12 protein-coding genes are annotated in these 14050 nt (G+C 71.0%); 7 read left to right on the forward strand and 5 right to left on the reverse strand.

From position 1 onward, the window contains the following. Nucleotides 1–36 precede the first annotated feature (36 nt). Nucleotides 37–1182: a 4-hydroxyphenylpyruvate dioxygenase gene (gene hppD / locus OHT77_RS27750; RefSeq protein WP_328831140.1), complete on the forward strand. Its 1146-nt coding sequence runs from the start codon at nucleotides 37–39 to the stop codon at nucleotides 1180–1182. Between the two features lie 32 nt (nucleotides 1183–1214). After that, complete coding sequence (locus tag OHT77_RS27755; RefSeq protein WP_328831141.1) at nucleotides 1215–2081, forward strand: phage baseplate protein; 867 nt, start codon at nucleotides 1215–1217, stop codon at nucleotides 2079–2081. 10 nt (nucleotides 2082–2091) lie between these two features. On the opposite strand, the gene OHT77_RS27760 is transcribed toward OHT77_RS27755, so the two are convergent. After that, on the reverse strand, nucleotides 2092–3543 hold the full coding sequence (locus OHT77_RS27760) for a tetratricopeptide repeat protein (protein ID WP_328831142.1): 1452 nt from the start codon (nucleotides 3541–3543) through the stop codon (nucleotides 2092–2094). A 92-nt stretch (nucleotides 3544–3635) separates the two neighbouring features. Between OHT77_RS27760 and OHT77_RS27765 the strand changes: the two genes are divergently transcribed. Beyond that, entirely contained in the window at nucleotides 3636–5042 is a 1407-nt protein-coding gene (locus OHT77_RS27765; protein WP_266769149.1) for an FAD-binding oxidoreductase, read from the forward strand. 16 nt (nucleotides 5043–5058) lie between these two features. On the opposite strand, the gene OHT77_RS27770 is transcribed toward OHT77_RS27765, so the two are convergent. Then, the gene (locus OHT77_RS27770) at nucleotides 5059–5532 is read right to left on the reverse strand and encodes an SsgA family sporulation/cell division regulator (protein ID WP_266769148.1); all 474 of its coding nucleotides are present in this window, start codon (nucleotides 5530–5532) and stop codon (nucleotides 5059–5061) included. Nucleotides 5533–5797: 265 nt separating this feature from the next. On the opposite strand from OHT77_RS27770, the gene OHT77_RS27775 reads away from it, so the two are divergent. Both OHT77_RS27775 and OHT77_RS27780 read left to right on the forward strand, forming a co-directional pair. Next, nucleotides 5798–7264, forward strand: a complete 1467-nt coding sequence (locus OHT77_RS27775) for an RDD family protein (protein ID WP_328831144.1) — start codon at nucleotides 5798–5800, stop codon at nucleotides 7262–7264. An 89-nt stretch (nucleotides 7265–7353) separates the two neighbouring features. After that, complete coding sequence (locus OHT77_RS27780; protein WP_328831145.1) at nucleotides 7354–7992, forward strand: RDD family protein; 639 nt, start codon at nucleotides 7354–7356, stop codon at nucleotides 7990–7992. 108 nt (nucleotides 7993–8100) lie between these two features. Here OHT77_RS27780 and OHT77_RS27785 read toward each other — a convergent pair whose 3' ends face one another. Then, entirely contained in the window at nucleotides 8101–8421 is a 321-nt protein-coding gene (locus OHT77_RS27785) for a hypothetical protein (protein WP_328831146.1), read from the reverse strand. A gap of 433 nt (nucleotides 8422–8854) precedes the next feature. Here OHT77_RS27785 and OHT77_RS27790 point away from each other — a divergent pair, with 433 nt between their 5' ends. Both OHT77_RS27790 and OHT77_RS27795 read left to right on the forward strand, forming a co-directional pair. Beyond that, nucleotides 8855–11197, forward strand: coding sequence for an immune inhibitor A domain-containing protein (locus OHT77_RS27790; RefSeq protein ID WP_328831147.1), 2343 nt, complete (start codon nucleotides 8855–8857; stop codon nucleotides 11195–11197). Between the two features lie 135 nt (nucleotides 11198–11332). Further along, nucleotides 11333–11686, forward strand: coding sequence for a hypothetical protein (locus OHT77_RS27795; RefSeq protein ID WP_266776473.1), 354 nt, complete (start codon nucleotides 11333–11335; stop codon nucleotides 11684–11686). Nucleotides 11687–11927: 241 nt separating this feature from the next. On the opposite strand, the gene OHT77_RS27800 is transcribed toward OHT77_RS27795, so the two are convergent. Both OHT77_RS27800 and OHT77_RS27805 read right to left on the reverse strand, forming a co-directional pair. Continuing rightward, entirely contained in the window at nucleotides 11928–12512 is a 585-nt protein-coding gene (locus OHT77_RS27800; protein ID WP_328831148.1) for a nicotinamidase, read from the reverse strand. Between the two features lie 86 nt (nucleotides 12513–12598). Further along, nucleotides 12599–13945: a nicotinate phosphoribosyltransferase gene (locus OHT77_RS27805; RefSeq protein WP_328831149.1), complete on the reverse strand. Its 1347-nt coding sequence runs from the start codon at nucleotides 13943–13945 to the stop codon at nucleotides 12599–12601. Between the last annotated feature and the right edge of the window lie 105 nt (nucleotides 13946–14050).

The raw sequence follows: 14050 nt of genomic DNA on the forward strand, positions 1-14050 counted from the left end.
ATTGCGCACCTTGCCAGGGCGGGGGAGCCTGCGGACATGACGCAGACCACACACCACACTCCCGACACCGCCCGGCAGGCCGACCCCTTCCCGGTCAAGGGAATGGACGCGGTCGTCTTCGCCGTGGGCAACGCCAAGCAGGCCGCGCACTACTACTCCACGGCCTTCGGCATGACGCTGGTCGCCTACTCCGGACCGGAGAACGGCAGCCGCGAGACCGCCTCGTACGTCCTCACCAACGGCTCCGCCCGTTTCGTCTTCACCTCCGTCATCAAGCCCGCCACCCCGTGGGGCGAGTTCCTCACCCGCCATGTGGCCGAGCACGGCGACGGTGTCGTCGACCTCGCCATCGAGGTGCCGGACGCGCGCGCCGCCCACGCGTACGCCGTCGAGCACGGCGCCCGCTCCCTCGTCGAGCCGCACGAGGTCAAGGACGAGCACGGCACGGTCGTCCTCGCCGCGATCGCCACCTACGGCGAGACCCGCCACACCCTCGTCGAGCGCACCGGCTACGACGGCCCCTACCTCCCCGGCTTCGCCCCCGCCGAGCCGCTGGTCGAGGCCCCCGCCCACCGCACCTTCCAGGCCGTCGACCACTGCGTCGGCAACGTCGAACTCGGCCACATGAACGAGTGGGTCGGCTTCTACAACAAGGTCATGGGCTTCACGAACATGAAGGAGTTCGTGGGCGACGACATCGCGACCGAGTACAGCGCCCTGATGTCGAAGGTCGTCGCCGACGGCACCCTCAAGGTCAAGTTCCCGATCAACGAGCCCGCCGTCGCGAAGAAGAAGTCGCAGATCGACGAGTACCTGGAGTTCTACGGCGGCGCGGGCGTCCAGCACATCGCGCTGAACACCAACGACATCGTGCAGACGGTACGCACCATGCGCGCGGCCGGGGTGCGCTTCCTGGACACCCCCGACTCCTACTACGACACCCTCGGCGAGTGGGTCGGCGACACCCGCGTCCCCGTCGACACCCTCCGCGAGCTGAAGATCCTCGCCGACCGCGACGAGGACGGGTACCTTCTCCAGATCTTCACCAAGCCGGTCCAGGACCGTCCTACGGTGTTCTTCGAACTCATCGAGCGGCACGGCTCGATGGGCTTCGGCAAGGGCAACTTCAAGGCGCTGTTCGAGGCGATCGAGCGGGAGCAGGAGAAGCGGGGCAACCTGTAACACGCAGGTCCCGCAAGGGACTTGGGAGGACCGTGGCCGTCGCGCCGATCAATCTGTCCACACCGGCGGTGCGCCGCCTGTGGCAGAAGGGCACGCTGCACGAGCCCACGGTCCTCCAGTCGTTCGCCTTCGACGAGGTCCATCAGCGCCTGTACGTCCTGCAGTTGAGGACGGGCGGCGCCGACGCCGGCAACCTCTGCCTCAACCAGCTCGACTACACGGGCAAGGCGCTAGGACACATGCACCTCCAGGGCTTCGGCCACGGCGTCAGCATGGGCGTCCAGAACACCGCCGACGGCGACGTCTGGATCTGGACCGAGGCCGCCGCGAAGGCCGGTTCGGGCGGCGCCTACGGCCAGGCCGTCACCCGCTTCCACTTCGCGAACGGCGCCACCCGCACCGCCGCCGACGTGGCGATCCGCAAGCCCGTCGCGCACTCCACCAACAACCAGCCGACGGTCTGCATGGCCTCGAAGCGCATAGCGATCCGCTACCGCCTGGCCAACCGACCCCGGTACCGCGTCTGGGACTTGGACGCCTTCGTCGCCCGCGACTACTCCGCTCCCGTCGCCGACCTCGCCCAGACCGGCGCCCACCCGGACCCGGCGGTCCCGTTCCAGGGCTATGCCCTCGACGGTGACTTCCTCTACCAACTCGCCGGCTCCGCCTACGACTCCACGAGCAACCCGCCCGCGAAGCACGGCAACACCTACGTCTCCTGCCTCGACATCCGCACCGGCGCGCTCGTCCAGCGCTCCCGCACGGAGGCCGGCTACACCCTCACCCACCGCGAACCGGAGGGTCTCGCCGTCCGCAGGAAGCCCGGCACCCGGCTGTACATGGGGTTCGCGTCGGGGGCGACGGGAGCGCGCCTGTTCTCGCTCTGCTCCAAGCCGTAGCCCCGGCAGCTCAGCCCGACCTGTCGGAGGGCAGCGGCTCGTTCGCCGGCTCGCCCAGCGCCGTCAGCGCCGCCTGCGCCAGCGGCACCCGCAGCGGCGAGAAGTACGGGTTGATCTGCAGCGCCTCCTGGAGATGGCGGCGCGCGGACGCGAACTTCTCCGACTCCCGCTCGATCATGCCCCGGTGGAACATGTACAGCGCGTCCCGCACCCCGCCGCCGTGCACCCGGTCCGTCGCCACCGACGCGAACTTCAGGGCCTCCTCGTCCTGCCCGGCCCGGTGCAGCGCCCACCCCAGCGCGTCGGCGACCGGGATGCCCGGCTGCCGGGTCCACTCGGCCCGCAGCCGCCGCACGGCGTCGTGCGCGTCGCCGTGGTCCGCCTCGAAGACGCCGAGGACGAGTTCGTCGTCGACACCGGCCGCCGCGTCCTTGGCGGCGAGGGCGCGCAGCGTGTCGTACTGCACGCGGGCGGCCTGCGCGAGACCGAGCGACTCGTACAACTCGCCCAGTTCCAGGGCGTATTGAGGGGTCGGCTGTTTGGCGAGGGCGACCTGGTAGGCGTTGAGGGCCTCCGAGGTGCGGCCCAGGGCGGCGAGCGCGCGGCCCTCACCGGCGAGCGCCTCGCGCTGGTCGGGGTCGAGCCGTACGGCCGCCTCGAAGTGCCGCAGCGCGACCTCCCGGTCCCCGCGTTCCCAGGCCAGCTCGCCGGAGCGCTGCAGCCAGGCGGCCTGTTCGGCGGGGGCCGTGGCCTTCGCCGCCGCGTCGGCGAGCTGGGCGGCGGCGTCCTCGCGCCAGCCCCGGTCGCGGTAGACGGCGGCGGCCCGCGCCATCACGGCCGGCCCGGTGTGCAGCTCCAGCAGTCTGTCGAGCGTGCGCCGGGTCGCCTTGTAGTCGCCTAGGCCGGTGTACGCGTCGATCAGCAGCGGATACGTCGTCCAGCGGCGCGGCGCCGCCTTCACCGCGGCCTCGCCCCAGGTGCGCGCCGCCCGGAAGTCCCGCCGCTCGTTCGCCAGGGCGGCCAGGCCGTCCATCGCCACGGCGTTCGCGTCGTTGCCCCGCGCCCGCACCTTCAGCGCGGTACGCAGCGCCTCCTCGGCCTTCGGGTAGTACAGGGTGTCCCCGGTCCGCCGCCCCTGCTCCACATAGGCCGAGCCGAGCACCGCCCACGACCGGGCGTCCCTCGGACGGACCCGTACCCGCGTCTCGCGGTCGCCGATCAGCGCGGCCAGGTCGGGCAGCGCGGCCGGCACCCCGGCGGTCACCGCGGTCAGCGCCTGCGCCTTGGGACCCGGCGCGGGCGGCGGCGCCGGGCGCGGCTCCTCGGGCAGCAGCCACAGCAGCCCGCCGAGCACCGCGCACCCGGCGACCGCGCCGATCAGCACCCGCCGCAGAACGGGGGAGCGGCGCTGCCGCGGTTCCGCCACCAGGGACGTACCCGGACTCCGCTGTTCGTTCTCCATGGCGCTCACTCTGCGTCAGTACGACGACCACATCCCGGCACCCAAAGCCGCGCGCGGACGGGGTTCACACCGATGGCCGCGAGTGCGACGCTGTGATCATGAGCCGTATCGAAGCGCCTCGCGACCAGGACACCGGAACCCTTCTCGACCGGCTGCTGGCCGGGCTGCCCGCCGAGGCCGTCCTCACGGATCCGGACGTCACGGTCTCGTACGCCAACGACATGGCGAGCTTCTGCCCGTCCGGCACCCCCGCGGTGGTGGTGCTGCCGCGCACGGTCGAGCAGGTCCAGCACGTCATGCGGGTCGCCACCGAACTGCGCCTCCCGGTCGTCCCGCAGGGCGCCCGCACCGGCCTGTCGGGCGCGGCGAACGCCTCCGAGGGCTGCATCGTGCTGTCCCTCGTCAGGATGGACCGCATCCTGGAGATCAGCCCGGTCGACCGCATCGCGGTCGTCGAGCCGGGCGTCGTCAACGCGGCGCTCTCCCGCGCGGTCAACGAACACGGCCTCTACTACCCGCCGGACCCCTCCAGCTGGGAGACGTGCACGATCGGCGGCAACATCGGCACCGCGTCCGGCGGGCTGTGCTGCGTGAAGTACGGGGTGACGGCCGAGTACGTCCTCGGCCTGGACGTCGTCCTCGCCGACGGGCGGCTGATGAGCACCGGCCGGCGGACGGCGAAGGGGGTCGCCGGGTACGACCTGACCCGGCTGTTCGTCGGGTCGGAGGGCTCGCTCGGGATCGTCGTGAAGGCGGTCCTGGCGCTGAAGCCGCAGCCGCCCCAACAGCTCGTCCTGGCCGCCGAGTTCGCCTCCGCGGCCGCCGCGTGCGACGCCGTGTGCCGGATCATGGCCGGCGGGCACGTGCCGTCCCTCCTCGAACTGATGGACCGTACGACCGTCAAGGCCGTCAACGACCTCGCCCACATGGGGCTGCCGGAGACGACCGAGGCGCTGCTGCTCGCGGCCTTCGACACGGCGGACCCGGCCGCCGACCTGGCCGCCGTGGGAGCGCTCTGCGAGGCGGCCGGAGCCACCCAGGTGGTGCCCGCCGAGGACGCCGCCGAGTCCGAACTGCTGCTCCAGGCGCGGCGGTTGTCGCTCACGGCGCTGGAGGCGGTCAAGGGCACGACGATGATCGACGACGTGTGCGTGCCCCGGTCGCGGCTCGGCGAGATGCTCGAAGGGGTGGAGCGGATCGGCGCGAAGTACGGGCTGACCATCGGCGTCTGCGCGCACGCGGGCGACGGCAACACGCACCCCACCGTCTGCTTCGACGCGCAGGACGCCGACGAGTCCCGGCGCGCCCGTGAGTCCTTCGACGAGATCATGGCGCTCGGCCTGGAACTCGGCGGCACCATCACCGGCGAACACGGCGTCGGGGTCCTCAAGAAGGAGTGGCTGGCCCGCGAACTCGGCCCGGTGGGCGTGGAGATGCAGCGGGCGGTGAAGACGGCCTTCGACCCGCTGGGCCTCCTCAACCCGGGCAAGCTGTTCTGACGCTCCTGCCGACGGCTCACTCCCCGTCCTTCGACTCGTCCGACGGCCACGGGTCGCGCAGCCACAGGTCGTCGGCCGGGGTCGGTGCGAGCAGCTCGGCCAGGCCGTCGTCGATGCCGAGCTGCTCCGCCTCAGAGCCCGGGGGGACCACCCGGAGGGTGCGCTCCAGCCAGGCCGACACCTGGGCGGCCGGGGCCTCCAGGAGGGCGTCGCCGTCGGGTGAGCTCAGCGCCATCAGGACGACACTGCGTCCCTCCACCTTCGTCGGCCACACCCGCACGTCCCCGTGCCCGCACGGCCGGAACACGCCCTCGACGAGGAGTTCGCGGGCGAACGTCCAGTTCACGGGCTGCTCGGAGGTGATGTGGAAGGCGATGTGGACGGCGTAGGGATCATCGGTGCGGTAGCTGAGCCGGGCCGGGACCGGAATGCTCCGCTCCGGGGACAGGATGAGTTTGAGCTCCAACTCCCGCTCCACGACTGTGTGCATGGCGTGTGTCTCCTCTCGCTGACCGGGCCCCGCGGTGGGTCCGTACGAGTGGAGAGGGCGTGCGGGCGCGAGCATTACGCGACTTCGGGAATCTTTTTTTGCGCGCCGGGTCACGAAGGCTTCGCGGGGCTTCGGGGCGTGTGGACTCCGTGCACGAGCTTGCCCGGATCGGGGTGGGTCCGGCGGGACGGGCAGTGCTGGTCGTGCGGGTCTGATAGATGTGGACACCCCCATTTGACCTCCGAGCAGATACGGGACGACGGACATGAGCGCCCCAACCCCGGCACCCGGCGACGACAGGCCCCGCGAGGGGTACTACCCGGACCCGTCCATTCCTGGATATGTCCGGTACTGGAACGGCGCGGCCTGGGTGCCCGGCACCAGCCGACCGGCGCCGTCGGACGGACGGCCGCTCGCCGCGCCGGGCCAGTCCGTCGAGGAGACGGGCCCGCACTTCTTCGACGAGGACCCGGCGCCCGTCAACCCGGCGGACGCCCAGCACGGCAGCCGCCCCGAACCGGCGGCGGCCTGGGGCGCGGACCGCGCCCACCAGTCCGGCTTCAGCGCCGACCAGGACCGCCGTATCTCCTGGGGCGCCCCGGACCCGAGAGCGGGCGCGGACCCGAGAGTCCCCGCGGACATCCCCGGCCAGGACGGCCCGGCACCGAGCTCCCCTGAGGAACCGCCGAACCCCGGCACCTTCGTGTTCCGCCGCCCGGCCGCCGGGAGCGCGGACAGCTCGCCCCCGGTCGCCGACGAGGGCACGACCACGTTCCGCCGCCCGACCCCGCGCATGCCGCAACAGGGCGCGGGGGCAGGGGGTTTCGCCGCGCAGGGTCCCGTGAGCAACGAACCCGCCGCCGGGGGCTTCGGCCCGCCCAACCCGGGTGCCGGCAGCGCCCCCTCCGGCGATCCTTCCGGCCCCGGCTTCGGCGCCGGAAAAGCCGCCGCGGCCCGGGCCGCGCAGGCGCAGGCGGGCCAGGCGGGCACCGGCACCGGGGCACCCGCCTCCGCCGCTCCTACGGCCCTCTCCGGGCCCCAGCAGTCCGCGCCCGGTGTCCCGCAGCAGGCCGGTCCCGCGCAGCCGCAGGGGGCCGCCGTATCGACTCCGATGGCCCCCGGTGTCGGGGGCGGGCAGCCGTCCTGGGCGCAGCAGGTGCATCGGCTCGCGGGGGACGAGGACGGGCCCGTGGCGCCCTGGAAGCCGCCCGTGGAGGACGTGTTCCAGGCGGCGGCCCGGCGGCAGTCGGCGGCGCGGCCCGCGGGGCTCGGCAGGCGGCTGGCCGCCCGGCTGATCGACAGCGTCGTGCTCGGCGCGGTCACCGCGGCCGCCGCCGTACCGCTGGGCACCAGGGCCGTCGACCATATCGACGGGAAGATCGACGCGGCCAAGCTCTCCGGCCGGACCGAGACCGTGTGGCTGCTGGACGGCACCACGACCCTCTACCTGGGCATCGTCCTCGCCGTGCTCCTCCTCTTCGGCGTCCTCTACGAAGCGCTCCCCACCGCCAAGTGGGGCCGCACCCTCGGCAAGAAGCTGTGCGGGATCGAGGTGCGCGGCATCGAGAGCCACCAGCCGCCCACGTTCGGCGGGGCGCTGCGCCGCTGGCTGGTGTACAGCGTCACGGGGCTGCTCGGTATCGGGGTCGTCGGCGTCGCCTGGTGCCTGTTCGACCGGCCCTGGCGTCAGTGCTGGCACGACAAGGCAGCACATACGTTCGTAGCGGCATAAGGGCCTACCGCATCCGGGGTACCTGAATCCGTACCCCGGACGGCCGCTCGCCGGATGCGGAGCCGGACGGTTCGCGGTCGACTCGGGCCATGAGCACCGAACCGCCTCCGGGCTCCGGCCAGCAGCCGCCGGAAGACGACCCGTTCAGGAAGCAGCCCCCTCCTGGCCAGGGATCGGGCTCACCGTACGACCAGTCCTACGGGAACCAGCCGCCTCCGTACGGTGGCGGTGGCGGTGACCCCTACGGCGGCGGCTCCTACCCCACCGACCCGCTGGCCGGCATGCCCCCGCTCGCCGAGAGCGGCCGGCGCACCCTCGCCCGGATCATCGACTTGATCCTCGTCGGGATCGTCGTATGGCTGCTGACGTGGGCCTTCGGAGTGCACGAGTACGACGTCAACTCCGACCACGTGTCCTACGCCAAGTCCCTCGGGCAGTCGCTCACCGCGGCCGTGCTCTACATCGGCTACGACACCGTGATGACGGCCAAGTCAGGGCAGACGCTGGGCAAGAAGTGGATGGGGCTGCGGGTCGCCAACCTCGACAACGGCTCGACGCCCTCCGTGCAGACCAACCTGATTCGGGCGGCGGTGCTGTGGATCCCGTTCGCGTTCTGCTGCGCCTGCATCTGGACGGCGATCTGCGGCGGCTGGAGCTTCTTCGACAAGCCGTACAAGCAGGGGCTGCACGACAAGGCCGCCAAGACCGTGGTGGTCAGCACGCGGTGACGTGAACGGCGGCGCAACTCCGGTGTGCGCACAGCGAATCGGCGGGTCCGTGTCTCTGCGGACCCGCCGATTCGCGTGGCGGTGGCGGCACATGGCCCTGGGCTTGGTCTAGGGAGTGCTCCGCTCCCGTACCGGCTCCGCGGCGGAGACGGCGGCGGAGACGGTCTCCCGCCGTACCGACACCGGGACCCGCGGCTGGGGCACGGAGGGGGTTGTCGCGGTCCGCCCGGCGGCCTGGGCCGCCGCCGCGGCCCTGGTCTTCGGCTGCGCCACCGTCAGGGAGACGAGCAGTCCGAGGGCGAGCGCCGCGCATGCGATGACCGCGATCCCCAGACCCGAGTTCGTCTGTGACAGCAGCAGCATGGCGAGCGTCGAGAAGATCACGGTGCATGAACCGTAGGCGAGCTGTGCGGCAGTCGGACGAGGCATGGCAATCGAGTCCTCGTTAGGGAATGGAGGGGAGCTGTGAAAGGGGGGTGCGACTACGATGTCGGCCTGGTTTTCCGCCGGTTCCGGACGTTCCGCCAGTCGACTCTATTCGCCTGCATGCCCGAGTGGAACGTGCAGTAAGCATGACCTAACACACAGCTCCGGTGCATGGGGGGCGCACGGAGTCATACCGTCCACCAAGTGGACGGATGTACGCGCCCGTTGAGCGAGACCCGAGTCGGCCGTGCGTGTCCGTAAAGCGGACCCCGGCTTCGCATAGTGCACTTGTCCTGCTCAAGTCAAGGTCTGTCTTTTCCCGTAAACCTCTAGTCAAATAACGGCACTTGACTATCACGCGTACACCGCGCGCGGACCTTCCATGACTTCCAGGACCCCCCTTCCGCGCGGTCGGGTGCGCAGGGGAGGACCTCAAGTGACCAGCAGACCCTGGACGTTCAGAGCGGCCGCGGTGGGCGTGGCCCTCGCGGCGGCCACCGCCACGTTCTCGACGTTCGCCGTGGCGGAGGCCAACACCTCGGCCAAGCCCGCCACTGTGGACCGGCACGACCCGGCACCGGTCGCACAGAAGGAGCACGACCTCGACGGCCCGCTGAGCAAGACGCAGGACGCGCAGCGCCAAGAGGCCCTGAACCAGGTCATATCCGGCAAGGCGTCGGTCAAGGACCGCAACGGCTCGCAGGTCGTCCAGCTCAAGAGCAAGGGCGGCAAGAGCAAGTACGTCGAGCTGAGCCGGGAGAAGACCGACAAGATCTTCACGATCCTGGTCGAGTTCGGCGACAAGGTCGACCCGCGCTACGGCGGCACCGTCGGCCCGCTGCACAACCAGATAGCCGCGCCCGACCGCAAGAAGGACAACTCCACGGCCTGGCAGGCGGATTACAACCAGGCCCACTTCCAGGACCTGTACTTCGGCACCGGCAAGAAGACCGAGTCGCTCAAGAAGTACTACGAGAAGCAGTCCTCGGGCCGCTACTCGGTCGACGGCGAGGTCACCGACTGGGTCAAGGTCCCCTACAACGAGGCCCGTTACGGCTCCAACGACGCCTCCACCGGCGCCTGGTACGCGGTCCAGGACGGCGTCAACGCCTGGGTCGCCCAGCGCGAGGCCGCGGGCGACACGGCCGCCGAGATCCACACCGAGCTGGCCCAGTTCGACCAGTGGGACCGCTACGACTACGACGGCGACGGCAACTTCAACGAGCCCGACGGCTACATCGACCACTTCCAGATCGTGCACGCCGGTGAGGACGAGTCCGCCGGCGGCGGCGCCCAGGGCGCGGACGCGATCTGGGCCCACCGCTGGTACGCCTTCGGCACCGACGCCGGCTCCACCGGACCGGACACCAACAAGCTCGGCGGCACCCAGGTCGGCGACAGCGGCATCTGGGTCGGCGACTACACCATCCAGCCGGAGAACGGCGGACTCGGCGTCTACGCCCACGAGTACGGCCACGACCTCGGCCTGCCCGACGAGTACGACACCGCGGGCGGCGAGAACTCCACCGGCTTCTGGACGCTGATGTCGTCCGGCTCCTGGCTCGGCACCGGCAAGGAGGCCATCGGCGACCTCCCCGGCGACATGAACGCCTGGGACAAGCTCCAACTGGGCTGGCTGGACTACGACACCGCCAAGGCCGGCGCCAAGTCCAAGCACACGCTGGGCGTCGCGGAGTACAACACGAAGAACCCCCAGGCGCTCGTGGTGAAGTTGCCCCAGAAGGCCGTCACCACCGACGTCGTCACCCCGGCACAGGGCGCCACGCAGTGGTGGAGCGGCAGCGGCAACAGCCTCAGCAACACCCTGTCCCGCTCAGTGGACTTGACGGGCAAGTCGTCCGCCGCCCTCACCCTGGACGGCTTCTACGACATCGAGGCCGACTACGACTTCCTCTACACCGAGGTGTCCACGAACGGCGGCACCAGCTGGACCCCGATCGACGGCAAGCTGGCCGACGGCTCCGCCATCCCGCGTGACGGCAGCGGCAACCCGGCGCTCACCGGCACGGCGGCGGCGTACCAGAAGCTGACGTACCCGCTGGACGCCTACGCGGGCCAGAAGATCGACGTCCGCTTCCGCTACCAGACGGACAGCGGGGTCGCCCAGAAGGGCTTCGCGGCCGACGAGATCACGGTGACCGCCGACGGCGCGACCCTCTTCTCCGACAACGCCGAGACCGCGGACCCGGCCTGGACCGCCGACGGCTTCTCGCGCATCGGGGCGTCCTTCACGGCCGACTACCCGCAGTACTACATCGCCGAGAACCGTCAATACGTGTCGTACGACAAGGTGTTGAAGGTCGGCCCGTACAACTTCGGCTTCTCGACGACCCGTCCGGACTGGGTGGAGCACTACGCCTACCAGAACGGCCTGTTGATCTGGAAGTGGGACACCTCGCAGGCGGACGACAACACCAGCGAGCACCCCGGCACGGGTCTGATCCTCCCGATCGACTCCCACCCGGCGCAGCTGAAGTGGTCCGACGGCACGCTGATGCGCAACCGCGTGCAGGCCTACGACTCGCCGTTCAGCCTCGACCGGACGGACGGGATGACGCTGCACAACGCCGACGTCGCGACCAAGGTGAAGTCGCAGCCCGGCGTGCCCGTCTTCGACGACGGCCGGTCGACCTACTACGACACGTCGAACCCGACAGCCGGTGTCAAGATCACTGACACCAACACCCGGATCAAGATCGTCAAGCAGCCGCACGACGGCTCGACGGTGAGCGTCCAGGTGGGCCCCTCGACGAAGTAGTCGGTAAAAGCGCAGGTCAGAAAGGTGTCGGCGGTGACCCCCTGGCGGGTCGCCGCCGATACGTGTTTAGGTGCGTCCTGTGCTTGGCTTATTGACACCGACTTCGAATCCGACCCGCCAGGGGGTGTGACCGCATTGTCCGCAGGAGGTTTCTGCAAGCTGCCGACCGGCAGCGTGGTGGTGGCGTTGAACCTGCCCAGACCCAGCGCCCAGGGTGACGGCTGCGTCCGCGTGCTCGTGCACGCCCGCAACCGGGCCCGGGCGCTGACGCGGCTCCGCAACCTCGGGATGCGGGCCGTCTACCTGCGGGGCAACGCGGAGCCGCCCACGCCGGACGAGATCACGGCCGTCCTGCACCACCCCGATGGGCTGATATGGCGTGCGGCCCCTCCGCCTGACAACGCTGTCGTGATCCCGGGCCGCGAACTGCCACAGGAACTGTGGCACCCGATCAAGGCGCTCCTCCGCCGCCCGGCTGCCTCGGCGTGAGCGGTTGCGTGCGTGCGGGCCGGTGGGGGCTGGTCGCGCCGTTCCCCGCGCCCCTGAAAAGCGGGGTTGAGTTTTGGGTGCGGGCCCGGTGGGGGCTTGTCGCGCAGTTCCCCGCGCCCCTTTAGGCGCGGCTGGCGCCGCGATGGTCGCTGCGGGTTGGAATCTCCCGGTGCTGTACGCGCCCCTCAGGGGCGCGGGGAACTGCGCGACCAGCCCCCACCGGCGGTGAGTCGAAGAACGGCTAGACGACGGGTTTGCCGGTTAGTTCGACGCCGGCCGAGCGCAGTTCCTCCAGGGCTCGGTCGGTGGTCTCCTTGGCCACGCCGGCCGTGAGGTCGAGCAGCACCTGCGTACGGAACCCCTCCCGCACCGCATCGAGCGCCGTCGCCTTCACACAGTGATCGGTGGCGATCCCGACCACATCCACCTCGGAGATCTCCCGCGCCCGCAACCACTCCCCGAGCGAGACCCCGTTCTCGTCCCGCCCCTCGAACCCGCTGTACGCCGCCGCGTACGCCCCCTTGTCGAACACCGCGTCGATCGCCCCGGAGGCCACCGCGGGCGCGAAGTTCGGGTGGAACCCGACCCCCTCCGTGCCCGCGACACAGTGCGCGGGCCACGAGTGCACGTAGTCGGGGTTGTCGGCGAAGTGCCCGCCCGGCGCGATGTGGTGATCACGGGTGGCCACGACGTGCCGGTACCCGGCGGGCGCCTGCCCGATCAGCTCGGTCACGGCGGCGGCCACATCCGCGCCCCCGGACACCGCGAGGCTGCCTCCCTCGCAGAAGTCGTTCTGCACGTCAACGACGATCAAGGCGCGGCGCATGGTGGTGTCCTCCGACGGTGTGAGATTCGAGCCTAGAGACTTCGGCGGTACTGCGGGAGGGCGCACCCCTGATTTTCGTGCGGGTCTTAACTACCCGACCGCAGCTGCACGTACTCCGTCGGAATCACGGCCTCCCCGCGCGACAGCTGCGTCGCCGACAACGGCAGGTTGGCGCGGGCGACGGCGTGCCGGTCGCGTACGACGTCCAGCGGTTCGCGGGAGACGACCTCGCCGCCCTTGACCAGCTCGACGAGCAGCTGCCGGTCGGCGAGCTCCGGCGGGACCGGTCCGGTGCCGATGACCTCGGCCTCGGCGTACCCGTCGCCGTCCAGGCGCCGCGCGGCCCACTTGCGCCCGCCGATCGACGTCTTGCCCCCGCTGGACTTCTTCGCCACCGGCACGAGCGGCGCCTTCGGGTCGGCGGACTCGGCGCGGGCGACCAGCTTGTAGACCATCGAGCAGGTCGGGTGCCCGGAGCCGGTCACCAGCTGGGTGCCGACGCCGTACGCGTCCACGGGCGCCGCCGCCAGCGAGGCGATGGCGTACTCGTCGAGGTCGGAGGTCACCACGATCTTGGTGTTGACGGCGCCCAGCTCGTCCAGCTGCTGCCGCACCCGGTGCGCGACGAGCAGCAGGTCGCCGGAGTCGATGCGGACGGCGCCGAGTTCGGGCCCGGCGACCTCGACCGCCGTACGGACGGCCTCGGTGACGTCGTACGTGTCGACGAGCAGGGTGGTGTTCCGGCCGAGCGAGTCCACCTGGGCCTGGAACGCGTCGCGTTCGTTGTCGTGGAGCAGGGTGAAGGCGTGCGCGGAGGTGCCGACGGTCGGGATGCCGTAGCGGAAGCCGGCCGCGAGGTCCGAGGTGGTGGCGAAGCCGCCGACGTAGGCGGCGCGGGAGGCGGCGACGGCGGCCAGCTCGTGGGTGCGGCGGGCGCCCATCTCGATGAGCGGGCGGTCGCCTGCGGCGGAGGCCATGCGGGAGGCGGCGGCCGCGATCGCGGAGTCGTGGTTGAGGATGGAGAGGATCACCGTCTCCAGGAGCACACACTCGGCGAACGAGCCCTCGACGCGCATGATCGGCGAGCCCGGGAAGTACACCTCGCCCTCCGGGTAGCCCCAGACGTCACCGCTGAAGCGGTAGGCGGCGAGCCACTCCAGGGTCTCCTCGTTGACGACGTCGTGCTCGCGCAGGAAGCCGAGGACGTCCGCGTCGAACCGGAAGTTCTCCACCGCGTCCAGGACGCGTCCGGTGCCCGCGACGACGCCGTAGCGCCGCCCTTCGGGCAGCCGCCGGGTGAAGACCTCGAAGACCGAACGCCGGTCGGCCGTGCCCGCCTTGAGGGCGGCCTGCAGCATCGTCAGCTCGTAGTGGTCGGTGAAGAGCGCCGTCGAGGGAACGTCCACCGGCAGCCCAAGGTCCGCTACGTCCACTGAACTCTCCTGGTCGTGATTTTCAGGGTGCCCCCAGGTCCGCCGGGGGTCCGGGGGCTGTCCCCCGGTGTGTGCCGCATGACGATGGATCGTACTCCCATCTCG

The sequence above is a fragment of the Streptomyces sp. NBC_00252 genome (assembly GCF_036187565.1).
Taxonomy (GTDB): Bacteria; Actinomycetota; Actinomycetes; order Streptomycetales; family Streptomycetaceae; genus Streptomyces.